The organism is Streptomyces sp. 130, from assembly GCF_007096885.1.
GTDB lineage: Bacteria > Actinomycetota > Actinomycetes > Streptomycetales > Streptomycetaceae > Streptomyces.
Map to the genome: position 1 here is coordinate 209,376 of NZ_VJNO01000007.1, position 15,698 is coordinate 225,073.

7 protein-coding genes are annotated in these 15,698 nt (G+C 75.1%); all 7 read right to left on the bottom strand.

What is annotated here, in order from left to right:
* Window positions 1–174 precede the first annotated feature (174 nt).
* Window positions 175–390, bottom strand: coding sequence for an MbtH family protein (locus tag FKN01_RS09295; RefSeq protein ID WP_143618398.1), 216 nt, complete (start codon window positions 388–390; stop codon window positions 175–177).
* A complete protein-coding gene (locus FKN01_RS09300; protein ID WP_143618401.1) occupies window positions 387–7,490 on the bottom strand; it encodes a non-ribosomal peptide synthetase in 7,104 nt (2,367 codons plus the stop codon). Before FKN01_RS09300 ends, FKN01_RS09295 begins: the two co-directional genes overlap by 4 nt.
* A gap of 184 nt (window positions 7,491–7,674) precedes the next feature.
* The gene (locus tag FKN01_RS09305) at window positions 7,675–11,490 is read right to left on the bottom strand and encodes a condensation domain-containing protein (RefSeq protein WP_143618403.1); all 3,816 of its coding nucleotides are present in this window, start codon (window positions 11,488–11,490) and stop codon (window positions 7,675–7,677) included.
* A gap of 62 nt (window positions 11,491–11,552) precedes the next feature.
* Entirely contained in the window at window positions 11,553–13,373 is a 1,821-nt protein-coding gene (locus FKN01_RS09310) for a non-ribosomal peptide synthetase (protein WP_143618405.1), read from the bottom strand.
* Window positions 13,374–13,381: 8 nt separating this feature from the next.
* Window positions 13,382–14,416 carry a TauD/TfdA family dioxygenase gene (locus FKN01_RS09315; protein WP_143618408.1) on the bottom strand — a complete coding sequence of 345 codons (1,035 nt, stop codon included), beginning with the start codon at window positions 14,414–14,416 and terminating at the stop codon, window positions 13,382–13,384.
* Between the two features lie 36 nt (window positions 14,417–14,452).
* Entirely contained in the window at window positions 14,453–15,235 is a 783-nt protein-coding gene (locus FKN01_RS09320) for a thioesterase II family protein (protein WP_143618410.1), read from the bottom strand.
* A partial coding sequence (locus FKN01_RS09325; RefSeq protein ID WP_143618412.1) for a phosphopantetheine-binding protein occupies window positions 15,232–15,698 on the bottom strand: 467 nt, incomplete at its 5' end. The genes FKN01_RS09325 and FKN01_RS09320, both read right to left, overlap by 4 nt.

Genomic DNA, 15,698 nt, shown 5'->3' on the forward strand with positions numbered 1-15,698 from the left:
TTTTCCGGACCCCTTCCGGGCGGAAGTCGAGGCGGAAGTCGAGCGGCAGTAACGGGCGGCAGTTTCCGCTTTGCGTCATGCTTTCCGCGGTTTCCCGGAAAGGGGCCGGCGGGCGTACGGAAATGCCGTGCCCCCGCAGTGGCTGCGGGGGCACGGCGCGGGCGCGGCGGCCGGTCAGGTGTACTGGGCGACCAGGCTCCGGGGGCGGATGTCGGTCCAGTGCGCGGTGATGTACTCCAGGGCGTCGGAGCGGTTGCCGGGCCCCCAGACACCTTCCCAGCCTGCCGGGATGTCGGCGAAGTCCGGCCACAGGGAGTGCTGGCCCTCGTCGTTCACCACGACGTGGAAGGAGCCCTCGGCGTCGTCGAAGGGGTTCGCGATGTCGCTCATGAATAACTCCTCGTTTCATTGTCCCGCAGGCTGTTTTCCTGCAGTGCGGAGAGTTTCTCCGCGATGACTTTTCCGATGTGTGCGAGCGGTTCTTCCTCGGCCATCCGAAGATGCGTGGATTCCACGGTGTGATTCTCGACCGGGCCCGTCAGATACGGATTCCAGGTGGCGGCCAGCGCGCCTTCCGGTTCGCCCGGCCGGCGGGCGGTGAAGAAGACCGCGCCGGTGTCCGCGACCTCCGGCGTGTGCCGCGCCATGAGGGCCGCGTGGGTCTCGGAGGCCCGCGCCACAGCCCGTATCTCCTCGGCGTCGAAGCCGTCGAGCACCGGGTCCACCGCCTCCGGCGGCGCGTCCTGCCCGGGGGCCGCCTCCCGCTCCCCTTCCGGCAGTACGGAGACGCTGCCGGGCCCGGTCTGGTGGACGTCCATCAGCGCGAGCAGTTCCACGCGCTGGCCGGCCGCGCGGAGGCGTACGGCCATGGTGTGGGCGACGATCCCGCCGAAGGACCAGCCGAGCAGCCGGTACGGGCCCCACGGCTGGACCTGCCGGATGCGCTCCAGGTAGTCGTCGGCCATCTCCTCGACGGTGCGCGGGAGGTGGCCCGGCTCGCTCAGCGAGCGGGCCTGCAGGGCGTACAGCGGCTGGTCGTCCCCGAGGTGCCGGGCGAGGCCCGCGTACGACCAGCCGACCCCGGTCCCCGGGTGCACGCAGAACAGCGGACGGCGGGTGCCCCGGGTGTTCAGCGGCAGCAGCACGCCCATCGCGCCGGGCGTGCCGTCCGGGTCCCGCGCATCCAGCAGACCGGCCGGGGTGGGGGCGCGGAACAGGTCGCGGACGGTGCGGTCGATGCCGAGGACCGACCGCACCCGGCTCACCAGGCGCACCCCGAGCAGCGAATGCCCGCCCAGTGCGAAGAAGTTGTCGTCCAGGCCGACCCGGGGCGCGCCCAGGATCTCGGCGAACAGCCCGCACAGCACCTCCTCCCGGGCGTTCCGCGGCGCCCGGTGCTCCACGGCGGGCCGGTCCGGCGCGGGCAGCGCCCGGCGGTCCGGCTTCCCGTTGACGGTCAGGGGCACGGCGTCCAGGACGACGACCGCCGAAGGCACCAGATGGGCGGGCAGCGCGGTGCGGGCCAGGGCGAGGACGTCCGCCCCGGTGACCACCGCCCCGGCGCGCGGCACCACGTACCCGACGAGTTCGCGTTCGCCCGGCCGGTCCTCGCGTACGACCGCGAGTGCCTGCCCGACCGAGGGGTGCGCGGCGAGCGCGTGCTCCACCTCACCGGGCTCGATCCGGACCCCGCGCAGCTTGACCTGGCCGTCCGCCCGCCCCAGGAACCGCAGTTCGCCCTCGGGGGTCCAGACGACCCGGTCCCCGGTGCGGTACATGCGGCTGCCGTCCGCCTCGAACGGGTCGGGCACGAACCGCTCGGCCGTCAGGCCGGGGCGCCCGATGTACCCGCGTGCCACGTGCGTCCCGGCGACGTACAGCTCACCGGGCACGCCGGGCGGCACGGGCCGCAGCGCCGCGTCCAGGACGTGGCTGCGGGTGTTGTCCATGGGCCGGCCCAGGTGCAGCCCGGCCGCGCCGAGCGAGCCCCGTCCGCCGGTGAGCCACTGGTTGTGCGAGGCGAACGTCGTCTCGGTGGGGCCGTAGGAGTGGACGAGGACGGTGTCCGGGCAATGCGTCAGCACCCGTTGCACGGCGGTGGGCGAGGCGACGTCGCCGCCCGTCCACACCTCGCGCAGCAGCCGCAGCGTGTCCAGCGCCTCGTCGGCCATCACATGGAACAGGCCGACGGTGAAGTAGGCGGCGGTGACCCCGTGTTCGCGGACGGCGCGGCCGGTCTCCGCGAGGTCGGTGCCGTCCCCGCGCATGACGACCAGGCTGCCGCCGTTGAGGAGCGGCACCCACATCTCGAACACCGAGGCGTCGAACCCGGTCGCGGAGTGGACCAGCATCCGGTGGGGGCCGCCGGAGGTGGTGTCGCGGTCGGCGGCGAGCTCGGTGACGTTGCGGTGGGTGACGCCGACGCCCTTCGGGCGGCCGGTGGACCCGGACGTGAACATCACGTACATCAGGTCGTCCCCGTCGACCGCCACGGGCGCGCGGTCCGCCTGCGGGGGGCCCTCGGCGGGCGCGTCGGCCAGGAGGACCGGTACGCGGACCTCCTCCGGCACCGCGCCCGCCCGCCCCGTGTCCGTCGCGATCAGGCGGACACCCGCGTCCTGGACCATCAGCGCGATCCGGGCCCCGGGCAGGGCGGGGTCCAGCGGGACGTAGGCGGCCCCGCACTTGAGGACCGCGAGCGCGGTGACCACCAGCGGCGCACCGCGTTCCAGCAGCACCCCTACGGTGTCGCCCCTGCGCACCCCGGCCGCTCGCAGCCGCGCGGCCAGGGCGTCGGCGCGGGCGTCGAGCTCGCCGTAGCCGAGGGTCTCCGCCTCGGTGATCAGCGCGGGCGCCTGCGGGGTGCGCGCGGCCCGGCGGGCGACGGCCTCGTGGACGGCGGACCGGTCGCGGGTGACGGTGGCCGTGTCGTTGTACTCCGCGAGCAGCCGGAACCGCTCGGCGCCGGTGAGCAGGTCCACCGCCCCGATCCGGACACCCGGGTCGGCGGCGACGGCGCGCAGCAGTCGTCCGACGTGGGCGGCGAGCAGCTCGGCGGTGGCGGCGTCGAACAGATCGGCGGCGTATTCCAGCCCGCCCGCCAGACCGGCCGGCCGCCCCGCCTCGTCCTTCCGCTCCCACAGGGAGAGGGTCAGGTCGAACTTGGTGGACAGCGTTTCCAGCGGGGCGGGTTCGGCCCGCGGCAGCGGCCCTTCGGCGCGGTCGGCCGTGTAGTCGTGGTGCAGCTGTACGACGAACTGCGCCAGCGGGTGGTGGGCGGTGGAGCGGGACGGGTTGAGGTGTTCCACGACCCGGTCGAAGGGGAGCCGCTGATGGGCGTAGGCGGCGAGATCGGTGTCGCGTACCCGCCCCAGCAGCTCGGTGAACGCCGGGTCCCCCGACGTGTCGGTGCGCAGGACCAGCGTGTTGACGAAGAAGCCGACCAGATCGCTCAGCGCCTCGTCGTCGCGCCCGGCCGTCATGGTGGCCAGCGGCAGATCGGTGCCGGCCCCGTGCCGGGTGAGGACGGCGGCGAGCGCGGCCTGCAGCACCATGAAGAGCGTCGCCCCGTGGCGCCGGGCCAGCTCCTCCAGCGCCTCATGGGTGGCGGCGTCGACGGTGAGCGGCGCGTGACCGCCCCGGTGGGTGGCCTCGGCGGGGCGGGGCCGGGCGGCGGGCAGTTCGAGGACGGGCGGCGCCCCGGCGAGGGTCCGTTCCCAGAAGGCGAGGTGGTCGTCCGCCGCCGGCCCGTCGAGGAGTTCCAGCTGCCAGAGCGTGTAGTCGGCGTACTGGACGGGAAGCGGCTCCCAGCCCGGTGCGCGGCCCTCGGCGCGGGCCGCGTAGGCGGCACCCAGGTCCGCGAGCAGCGGGCCCGTCGACCAGCCGTCGGCGGCGATGTGGTGGACGAGCACCACGAGGACCTGGCCGCCGCCGTCGTCCGGGGTGAGCAGGGCGGCCCGCAGCGGGAGTTCCCCGGCGAGGTCGAAGACGTGCCCGGCCGCCGAGGCGACCGCCGCCCGCAACCGCCCGGCCGGCACGGTACGCACGTCGAGCACGGGCCGGGCGTCCGCCACGATCTCCTGGTACGGCTCCCCGTCGACCGAGGGGTAGCGGGTCCGCAGCACCTCGTGGCGCTCCGCCAGATCGGCCAGGGCACGGCCCAGGACACCGGCGTCCAGCGGCTCGGCCGGGCGCAGCACCAGCGGGATGTTGTACGAGGCGCCGGGCCCTTCCAGCGCGTCGATGAACCAGAGCCGGCGTTGCGCCCGGGACAGCGGCAGGCGCTCCGGCCGCTCCGCGCGACGGGCGAGGGCGGGCTCCTCATCCCCGGTGGCCCGGCGCTCCGCGATCCGGCGGGCCAGGGCGGCCGGGGTCGGGGCGATCAGCAGGTCCCGCACATGGACGTCGACGCCCAGGCGGGCCCTGATCCGGTTGGCGAGCCGCACCCCGCTCATCGAGTGGCCGCCGATCGTGAAGAACCTCTCGTCCGGGCCGACCTCGTCCAGCCCCAGGATCGCGGCGAACATCTCCCGCAGGGTGTCCACGTGTTCCGCGTCCGGAGCGCCCGCCGCCCCGGCCGCCTCGGCGTCGGCGGCCTGCCGGGCGGCGAGGGCCGCGACCCGCTCACGGCGTCCGGCCAGGGCCCGGCGCTCCTCGTGGCCCAGCAGCTCGGCGTCGGCGACGGGCGCCCCGGGCCGCTCGGCAGCCGTACGCAGGGCGCGCTCCAGGGCGCCCAGGAGGAGGCGGGCGGTCTCCTCGTCCAGGACGTCACACGCGTACTCCAGGCCGAGTTCGAGGCCGGCGGGCGCGCCGTCGGCGGTGCGGTGCTCCACGCACGCGGCGGTCAGGTCGAACTTGGTGGTCGCGGGGCCCTCCGCCCGGAATCGGCCGGTGAGCGCGCCGAACGCGAAGGGGGCGTCCTCCGGGGCGGCGGTGCGCAGGGTCAGCATCGTCTGGAAGAGCGGGTGCACCCCGGGCGTGCGCGGCGGGTTCAGGTGTTCCACCAGCAGGTCGAAGGGGAGGCCCTGGTGCTCGTAGGCGGCGAGGTCCGTGTCGCGTACCCGTTCCAGCAGCGCGGCGAAGGCCGGGTCGCCCGACGTGTCCGTCGGCAGGACCAGCGTGTTGACGAAGAAGCCGACGAGCACGCCCAGCGCCTCGTCGTCCCGCCCCGCGACCGGCGTCCCCACGGCGACCCGCTCCCCGCAGCCCGCCGCCCGGAGCGCGAGTGCCAGCGCGGCCTGGACCACCATCAGCATGCTCGCGCCGTGTGCGTCGGCCAGCAGGGCGAGCCGGGTGTGCGCGTCCGGGCCGAGGCGCGTGGAGACCACACCGCCCCGGTGATCCGGCACGGCCGGCCGCGGCCGGTCCAACGGCAGATCGGTGACGGCGGGCAGCCCGTCCAGTGCGGCGCGCCAGTGGGCGAGCCCGCGCGCGACGGCGGAGTCCGGGTCGCCGGCCGACCCGAGGACGTCGTGCTGCCAGAGGGTGTAGTCGGCGTACTGGACGGGGAGCGGCTCCTGCTCCGGCGCACGCCCCTCGGTACGGGCGGCGTACGCGGCGGCCAGGTCGTTCATCAGCGGTGCCAGCGACCAGCCGTCGCCCGCCACATGGTGCAGCAGCACCGCCAGCACCGCGGCCGGGCCCCCGTCCCCCTCCGGCACGAACAGCGCCACCCGCAAGGGGAGTTCCCGCGCCAGGTCGAACGTCTCGGCCACGAAGTCCGCGATGCGCTCCCGCAGCTCACCGGCCGGGCACTCGACCGTGCGGGCCCGCACCGCGGACGCGGCCAGCACATGCTGGTACGGCTCGTCCTCCGGGGCCAGGAACACGGTCCGCAGCACCTCGTGCCGCTCGGCGAGATCGGTGACGGCCGCGGCCAGCGCCGCCCGGTCGGGCACCCCGTCCAGTTCCAGCACGATCGGCATGTTGTACGCGCAGGACGGGCCGTCCAGCTGGTCCAGCAGCCACAGCCGGCGCTGCGCGTGCGAGAGCGGCACCCGGTCGTCGGCGGGCAGCGGCTCCTCGTGGACGACCGGCAGACGCGGGTCCGTGACCCGCAGCGCCTTGCGGTTGATCTTCCCGGAGCTGGTACGGGGCAGCGCGACGACGATCCCCACGGCGGCGGGCACGGCCGCGGCCGGCATGTGCTCGCGCACCAGGCCGCGCAGCTCCTCGGCGCCCACCCCGCCCTCGGTGACGACGAACGCGACGAGCCGCTTGACCCCGTCCGCGTCCTGCTGGGCGACGACGGCGGCCTCCCGGACCTTCGGGTGGGAGGCCAGGACCGAGTCGACGGCGGCGGGGTCGATGCGCTGCCCGCCGATCTTCACCTCGTCGTCCAGCCGCCCGTGGTACAGGATCTGGCGGTCCCCGCCGATCGTGACGAGGTCTCCGGTGCGGTAGGCGCGCTCCCCGCCGAGCTCGGTGAAGCGGCGGGCGTTCAGCTCCGGGTTGTTCAGATAGCCGCGTGACAACCCGCCCCCGAGCAGCCACAGTTCACCGCCGACGACGGCGGCCCGGACACCGGGCAGCGGCCGGCCGATCGGCACCGGGCCGTCCCCGTGCCGGGTCAGGTCGGCGACGGTCGCGACCACCGTGGTCTCCGTGGGGCCGTACGCGTTCAGCAGCCGCACCCGCTCGCCGGACAGCTCCCGCCACTGGGCGACCCGCTCCGGGAGCGCCGCCTCCCCGTAAATGATCACCGTGTCCAGGCAGCCGGGCAGGCGCACCGCGCCGCTGCCGAGGACGTGGACCAGCTCGTGCCAGTAGGCGGCCGGCAGGTCGAGCACCGTGACCCCGTGCCGTGCGCAGCCGGCGAGCAGATCGCGTACGTCCAGCATGTCGTCCGTACGCAGCACCAGCGTCCCGCCCGCCCCGAGGGTCGCGAACACCTCCTGCACGCTCGCGTCGAAGTGCAGCGGCGAGAACTGGAGGACGCGGGAGGCGGGCCCGATGCCGTACGCGGGGACGGCGCCCGCGATGAAGTGCGCGAGCGAGTCGTGGGCGACGACGACCCCGTTCGGGGTGCCCGTGGACCCGGAGGTGTAGATCACGTAGGCCGCCCCGGCCGGTGCGCCCGGACCGGGCAGGACCAGCTCGCCCGAGGCGGCCACCTCGGCGGGCGAGGGCGCGGCGTCGCCGCAGCTGTCGCGCAGGATGGCCGCGTTCCGTGCGTCGGGGGCCTGGATGTCGAGCGGCAGATAGGCGGCGCCGGTGCCGAGGACGGCGAGGAGGCCGACGACGGCGTCGATGCCACGAGGCCGGTGGAGGGCGACCAGCCGGCCCGGGCCCGCGCCCTCGGCGGCGAGCGCGCCCGCCCGCTCCCGCACGGCGGCGGCGAGCTGGGCGTAGGTCAGCCGGGCGGTGTCGTGGACCAGGGCGACCGCGTCGGGGCGGATACGCGCCTGGTGGGCGATGAGGTCGAGCACCGGCGGGGCGGGCGAGGGAGAAGGGCCGCCGTCGAGCAGGTCGTCCGTTCCGATGGGGGGCATCCTGGGGTTTCCTCCGTCTGAGGCGCCGAGAGACCGGGGCGAACGGTTCCTCTCGCCTCCGTGCCCTTCACGCTAGAGGCCCCCGGCCGCCCCTCTCGGCAGTCCGCCCGGCAGCTCGGACCGGCAGAAACGGGGGTACGGAGCTGCCGCTCCGCACCCCCGCCCCCGCCCCCGCCCGGCCGGATCACCCCCTCCGCGCACCCGCCCTGGTCCGGCGGCGCAGCGCCGGGGCGGCCACCGGGCCGGCGTCCTCCGGCTCGGCCGCGTCGGCCACGGCCCCGGCCAGCCGCCGGGAGAGCGTCGCCGCCGTGGGGTTGCGGAACACATCGCGCAACGTCAGGTCCTGGCCGAACTCCGCCCGAATCCGGTTCAGCAGACGCACCGCCAGCAGCGAGTGCCCGCCGGACCTGAAGAAGTTGTCGTCCACGCCGACCTCCCGCCCGCCCAGCACCTCCCGGAAGATCCCGATGAGCCGCCCGTCCGCGTCCCCGCCGGCCGTCGGCGCGGGCGTCGCGGCTGTCGCGGCGTCCTCGTCGGACAGCTCCACCGGGTCCTCGCCCGGTGCGGGCAGCCAGGCCGTCCGCACCACCCGGGCCGGCGCCAGGTACTCGGGCAGCCGCTCGGCGGCCCAGGCGCGCAACGCGCCCTCGGCGGGCGGGGTCCCCGGGGCGCAGGTGACGAAGACCAGCAGCCGCCCGTCGCGGACGAGGACCCGCGCCCCGGTCACCGCCGGATGACGGGTGAGGACCCCCTCCACCTGACCGGGCTCCACCGGATAGCCGTGCACGCTCTGGACGGCCACCGGCCGCAGCGCCCCGTCCGGGCCCCGGTACGCCCGCCGCCCGGTGGCCCGCAGCCCGCCGTCCGGCCCCGGCGCGTGCACCTCGCCCGGCACGCGGACCGGGGCCCGGCGGCCCTGCGCGTCGAGCACCACCTCCGGGCCGCCCGGCGCGGGCCGCCCGCCGCCCAGCGCGGAGAGCGGCGCCCCGGGGTCCGCCGCGCACGCGTCCAGGGTTTCCGCGAGGCGCCGGACCAGCAGCCGGGCGGTCTCCTCGTCGTAGAGGGCCGTGGCGTATTCGAGGACGCCCAGCAGCCCGGCCCGCTCCCCGTCCGGGTCCACCGTCTCGGTGAGCGCGAACGTCAGGTCCGACTTGGCGCCCGCGCCCCGGAACGCCACCGGCTCGCCGTCCAGCGCGGACGCGGGGGCGTCCGCCTCGACCGCCCTCGCCGCGTGCACCTGGAGCATCACCTGCACGAGCGGCGCGTGCGCGGACGAGCGGTGCGGGCTCAGGTGCTCCACGAGCCGGTCGAACGGCAGGTCCTGGTTGCTGTACGCGCCCAGGCCCGCGTCGCGCACCCGGCGCACCAGCTCCGTGAAGGCCGGGTCGCCCGAGGTGTCCGTACGCAGCACCAGCGTGTTCACGAAGAACCCGACGAGCGGGTGCAGTGCCTCGTCGCCCCGGCCGGCCACGGTGGTGCCGATGGCCAGGTCCTCGCCGGCCCCGTGCCGCGTCAGCAGCGCGGCGAGCGCGGCCTGCACCACCATGAAGAGGGTGACGCCGTTCTCCCGGGCGCACCGCAGCAGCGCCCGGTGGGTCTCGGCGCCCACCTCGAACCGCGCGAGCGCGCCGCGCCCGTCCGGCTCGGGCCCGCGCGGCCGGTCGGTGGGCAGTGCGAGCAGCGGCGGCATCCCGTCGAGCGCGGCACGCCAGTACGCCAGCTGCTCGCCGGCCACCCCGTGTTCCCCGTCCAGCAGTTCGTGCTGCCACAAGGTGTAGTCGGCGTACTGGACGGGAAGCGGCTGCCACCCGGGCTCCCGGGCCCCGCGCCTGGCCCGGTAGGCCCGGTCCAGGTCGGTGAGCAGGCAGCCGGTGGACCAGCCGTCCCCGGCGATGTGGTGCACCAGCAGCACCAGCACCTGGCCCCCGTCCGCCTCCTCCAGGAGCCACGCCCGGAACGGGATCTCCGCGGCGAGGTCGAACACGTACCCGGCGGCGGCGTCCACGGCCGCCCGCAGCTCGTCCGGCCCGCCCGTCCGCACCACGTCGAGCACGGGCTCGGCGTGTGCCAGCACCTCCTGGTAGGGCTCCCCGTCCGCCGACCTGTGCACCGTGCGCAGCACCTCGTGCCGTCGTACGACATCCGCGAGCGCGGCGCGGAAAGCGGCAGGCTCGACCGGACGGCGCAGCCGGGTCACCACCGGGATGTTGTAGGTCGCGCTCGGCCCCTCCAACTGGCCGATGAACCAGAGCCGTTGCTGAGCGGCGGACAGGGGGAGCCGCTTCGGCCGCAGCGCGGCGGGCACCGGGCGCAGCGGCGGCCGGACCGGCCCGTCGCCCTGCTCGGCGAGCCGGCGCAGCAGCCGGGAGGGCGTCGGAGCCAGGAACACGTCACGGATGGCGGCCTGGACGCCGAGCGCCTTGCGGATGCGGTTGGTGAGCTTTCCGGCGAGCATCGAGTGCCCGCCCAGCTTGAAGAAGCTGTCGTCGGGGCCGACTTCCTCCCGGCCCAGCACCTCCGCGAACAGGCCGCGAAGGATCTCCTCGCGGGGGTCGGCGGCGGGGGCGCGCCGGTGCTCGCCGTCGCGGTCGCCCGGGGTGGCGGCGGTCCGCTGTTCGGCCCGGGTCAGGGCCTCGTGACGGCGGTCGATCGCCTCGCGGTCCGAGGCGGTGAGCAGGCCGGCGCGGCTGAGGGGTGTGCCGGCCGGCTGTTCGGCATACGCGGTCAGCGCACGGTGGAACAGGGTGAGGAGCAGCCGCGCCGTCTCCTCGTCGTACAGGTCGGTCGCGTACTGGAGGCCGAGCAGCACCCCGGCGGGATCGCCGTCGGGGCCGTACGTCTCGGCACAGTTGAAGCTCAGGTCGAACTTGGCGGTGGCCAGGTCCGCGGCGTCGAGGGTGGCGGACACGGCCCCCAGGGTGCGGGTGGTGTCCTGTGCGGTCTGCGTGGTCAGCATGACCTGGAAGAAGGGGTGCAGGCCGAGGGACCGTTCCGGGTCGAGGTCCTCGACGAGCAGGTCGAACGGCAGGTCCTCGTGGGCCATGGCGGCCAGGTCCCGTTCGCGGACCCGGCCGAGCAGCGTGCCGAGGTCCGGGTCGTCGGACAGGTCGGCGCGCAGGGCGAGCGAGTTGACGAAGAAGCCGACGAGGTCGTGCAGGTCCTCCTCGGGCCGGCCCGCCACGGGCGTCCCCACCACCACGTCCGGTCCCGCCCCCGCCGCCTGCAGCGCGGCGCACAGGGCGGCCCGGGCGGTCATGAAGAACGTCGCGCGGTGGGCGCGGGCGGTCGCGGCGAGCGCCTTGTGGGCGGCGGCGGAGAGACGGGCGGTGACCAGCGCCCCTCGGTGGCTCGGCTCGGCGGGGCGGGGGCGGTCGGCGGGCAACCGGGTCGCGGCCGGTGCGCCGTCCAGTGCCGCACGCCAGTGGGCGAGCTGTTCGTGGGCCAGGCTGTCGGGATCGGCGGGGTCTCCGAGCATGTCCCGCTGCCACAGCGTGTAGTCCGCGTACTGCACGGGCAGGGGCTCCCACCCGGGCGCGCGGCCCTCGCACCGGGCCGTGTAGGCGCGGTCGAGATCGTTGAGCAGGCAGCCGACGGACCATCCGTCGGTCGCGATGTGGTGTACGAGCAGGACCAGCACGGCCCTTCCGCCGTGCACCGTGAACAGCCGGGCCCGCAGCGGCAGATCGCACGTCACGTCGAACGGCAGCCGCACGAAGGCGGTGACCAGGGCGTCCACGTCGTCGCCCGGCCCGCACTCCCGTACCTCCAGGCACACGCCGGGATCGCCGACGACCTCCTGGTACGGCTCCCCGTCCTCGGCCTTGTAGACCGTACGGAGCACTTCGTGGCGGTCCACCACGTCACGGACCGCCGCCTCCAGGGCCCGCCGGTCGGGCGTGGCCTCCAGACGCAGCACGACGGGCGCGTTGTACGCGGCCGACGGACCTTCGAGACGGTTCAGGAACCACAGCCGGCGCTGGGCGTACGAGAGGGGGATCACGGTTGCTGCTCCTCGGGGACGACGGGGGCGGACGGGAGGAAGGGCCGGTGCGGAGGCGGCGGTCAGCCATCCTTGGCAGCCGTCAGCCCCTCGATGTGGGCGGCGAGGTCACGCAGCCTGGGGTGGGCGTAGACCGCCTTCACGGGCAGTGCGACGGAGAGTTCGGCACGTACCCGGGAGACCAGCTTGATGGCGAGCAGTGAATGGCCCCCCAGCTTGAAGAAGTTGTCGTCCGGGCCGATCGACGCGGCACCCAGGACCTGCGCCCACACCCGGGCGATCAGCTCCTCGGCCCGCCCGTTCAGCCCGGTCTCCCGCACGGGCGCCGCTTCGGCCGCCTCGATCCGGGCCGGCAGCGCGGACCGGTCCAGCTTGCCGCTGGGCGTCGTCGCGAACCGGTCGACCGCGACGAACACGGACGGGGTCATGTACGACGGCAGCGCCCGTGCCACGGCGTCACGCAGCGCGTCGGAGTCCCCGCCCCGGTGATAGGCGATCAGGCACGGTGTGCCCCCGGCGTCCTCGCCCAGGACCACCGCCGCCTCGGTGGCGCCGGCCCGGCTCAGAGTCACCTCGATCTCCTGCACCTCGATGCGGTGGCCGCGCAGCTTCACCTGTCCGTCGAGCCGGCCGAGGTGGACGAGGCGCCCGTCCGGCAGCAGCCGGCAGCGGTCCCCGGTGCGGTACATCCGGCTGCCCGGCGCGCCGAACGGGTCGGCGACGAAGCGCTGGGCGGTCAGCTGGGGGCTGCGCCGGTAGCCGCGAGCGATCCGGGGCCCGGCGAGGTACAGCTCACCGGCCTCGCCCGGCCCGACCGGCGCCAGGTGCGTGTCGAGCAGCCGCATCCGCAGCCCGGGGAGCACGGCACCGATGTGGGGCTCGCCCGGCTCCTCGATCCAGCCGGCCGTCGCGTCGACCGTGCACTCGGTGGGCCCGTACACGTTCACCGCGCGCAGCACGCCCGACCGGTGGGCCCCGGCCAGCCGGTCCCAGAGTGCCGGGCCGATCGCCTCGCCGCCGATGAGCAGGGTCAGCGGGCGCGGACCGCCGTCACGCGTGAGGAGGTCCAGGAGCGGTTCGGCGTGTGACGGGGTGATGTCGAGATCGGTGAGCCTCTGCGCGTCGATGAAGGCCGCCAGCAGGGCCGGGTCGCGGCGGGTCTCCTCGTCCGTCATCACCAGCGTGTCCCCGCGCGACAGCCGCACCCACTGCTGCACCGACGCGTCGAACGACGGCGACGCGTTCCACCCGACGCGCCGCATCTCACCGCTCGCCGCACCCTCGTCCTCCAGCTCCCGCAGCAGCAGCGAGGCCGAACCGCGCGCGATCTCCACGCCCTTGGGCCGCCCCGTGGACCCGGAGGTGTAGATGACGTACGCGAGTGCCCCCGGCCCCACCTTCACCGGCGCGAACGCCCCGCCCGGGAGCGCGGTCAGTTCGCCGACCGTGACCGCCCGGGGGCCGGGCAGCGCGGGGGCGGTGCCGTCGGTGACGACCAGGCCGGCCCCGGAGTCCTCGAGGAGCAGCCGCCGCCGCTCCTCGGGGAGCGCCGGGTCGACGGGCAGGTAGGCGGCGCCCGCCGTGAGGGTGCCGATGATCGCGGTGACCAGGTCGGCCCCGCGCGGCAGGCAGAGCGCGATGACGGTCTCAGGGCCGGCACCCAGCCGGGCGATGCCGGCCGCGAACGAGGCGGCGCGGTCCCGCAGCTGCTGGAACGTCATCTCCCGGCCCCCGGCCACCACGGCGGTGCGGGCACCGGGCACGGTCGCGAGCCGGGACATCAGGTCGGCCGCGCCGGTCCCGGCGGCGGCGCACATCTCGCAGGGGCAGTCGGCGGGGTGGGCGGCCGGGGCGGTCGCACGCTCGGGGAGTACGGCGGTCATGGCGGGGCTCACTTTCCGTACAGGGTGGTGGAGGGGGCGGAGGCGGGCGAGCAGTCGGACAGCGGCACCGGCTCGCCCATCGCGACGAGGATCTTCCGGTCGCCGGTGAACGCCTCGCGACCGTGCGCGCACAGGATGTTGTCCACGAGCATCACGTCCCCGGCCTGCCAGGTCTCCCGTACGGTGACCGCCTGGTACGCGTCGTTGATCGCGTCCACCTCCGCGTCGGTGAGGGCGGTGCCGTCGCCGAGGTACGTGTTGAACGGCAGCCCGTCCGCACCGAAGGTGTCGACCAGCACCTCGCGGACGTCCTCGTCCAGGCTGCGGGCGTTCCAGAAGGCGAAGTGGTTGAACCAGACCCGCTCACCGGTGACCGGGTGCGTGATGATCGCGGAACGCCGCTGCCGGGTGCGCAGGGTCTCCTCGTCCAGCCACTCGTAGCCGATGGCGTGCGCGTCGCAGTACTCCTCGGCACCGGCCGGGTCCTCGGAGGAGAAGGCCTTGCGCCACGGCATGCCCGCCAGGTCCGAGTAGTTGCGTACGAGCAGCCAGCCGGCCTCCGCGAACCGCGCGGTGAGCTCCGCGGGCAGCTTGGCGAGCGCCGCCCGCATGTCGCCGACCGTCGTCGCTCCGCCGGTCTCGGGTGCGGTGACGCAGCCGAAGAGCAGCACACCGGGGAAGTCCAGCGTGTAGCTGTTCTCGTTGTGCAGCCGGATCGGCTGGACGGCCGGCAGGTCCGTGGACGAGAACACGCCCTCACCGAAGTCGGTGCGCGGGGTGGCCTTCTCCTTGTAGCCGGCCCGTTTCGCGACCAGCGCGTCCCGCGCCTCGGCGAACGTCGCCGCGTCGCGTACGGGCAGGCCGCGCAGCATGACCGCGCCGGACCTGTGCAACTCGGCCTGGATCGCGGGCCGCTGGGCGGCCAGCCACGCGGTGGCCTCCGCCATGGTGCCGAACTCCGGGGTGTGGACGATCACCGGCTTGCCGGTCTCCCGGACGGGGGTGATCCCGGTGGCGGCGGGCGGCTGGGCGAGAGCGGTCATGATGGTTCCTCTTCTCGGACGAAGTCGGGTGGGTGGTTACGCGGACGCGGCGGCGGAGTCGCGGAGGGAGTCCAGGACCGGGTTCAGGCGGGCGAAGAAGCCCGGCAGGTCCTGCTGGAAGTAGAAGTGGTCGCCGGGCAGCAGCTGCGGCACCACCTCGTGGCCCGTCACCCGCGACCAGCCGGCGAGCAGGTCCACCGGGACGATCCGGTCCTCGGACCCGCCGAACACGGCGACCGGGCAGTCGAGCCGGGCGTCCCGGGCGGTGCACCGGTAGGCGTCGTCGATCGCGAAGTCCGCCCGGATGGACGGCAGGACGATCTCCCGCAACTCCGGGTCGTCGAGGATGCCGTCGTCGGTGCCGCCGCGCTCCTTGATGGCCGCGACCAGCTCGTCGTCGTCCAGCAGCTCCGGGTGTACCGGGCACTGGTTCGGCAGCACCGGCGCCCGGCACGCGGACGCGATCAGCAGCCGGGGGGTGCGGCCGGCCGCCCGCAGGGCGCGTACCACCTCGAAGGCGACCAGCGACCCCATGCTGTGCCCCAGCACCACCAGCTCGCCGGTGTCGGCGGGCAGCGAGTCCACCACGGGCTGCGCGAGGTCGTCCACGGACAGCGGCAGGTCCTCGCAGTAGCGGGCGCCACGGCCGGGGTACTGGCCGATCAGCAGCCGCACATCGGCCGGCAGGTGCTCGCGCCAGCCGCCGTAGGCGTGGGCGTTGCCCCCGGCGTGCGGCAGCACCAGCAGCGACAGGCGGTGCGGGCCGTCACCGGGGAGGTCCCAGACGACGTCTTCGGGGGCGGGGGACACGGAGGTCATGAGCTGATCCGTTCTGTCTCGGTGCGACGGCGGAGGGTGGGCCGGGCCTTCTTGGCGGCCGGCGCGGACTTCAGCGCGGTGATGTGCTCGGCGAGCCGGGCCGGTGTCGGGTGCTCGAAGATGTCGCGGACGGTGAGCCGGACGTCCAGGGACACCGCGATGTGGTTGGTGAGGCGGGCGCCCAGGAGGGAGTGCCCGCCGTGGTGGAAGAAGTCGTCATCGATGCTCAGCGCTTCCTCGGTCCCCAAGGTGCGGGCGAAGAGGCCGACCAGGGTCTCCTCCAGCTGGCTTCGCGGGGCGCGGCCCTGGGAGACGACGGTTGCGGGTTCGGGGAGGGCGCGTCGGTCGATTTTGCCGTTGGGGGTGAGGGGGAGTCGGTCGAGGATGGTGAGGTAGGTGGGGACCATGTGCTCGGGGAGCTGGTTGGCGAGGTGCCGGCGGATGTCCTCTGTCGGGGTTGCGG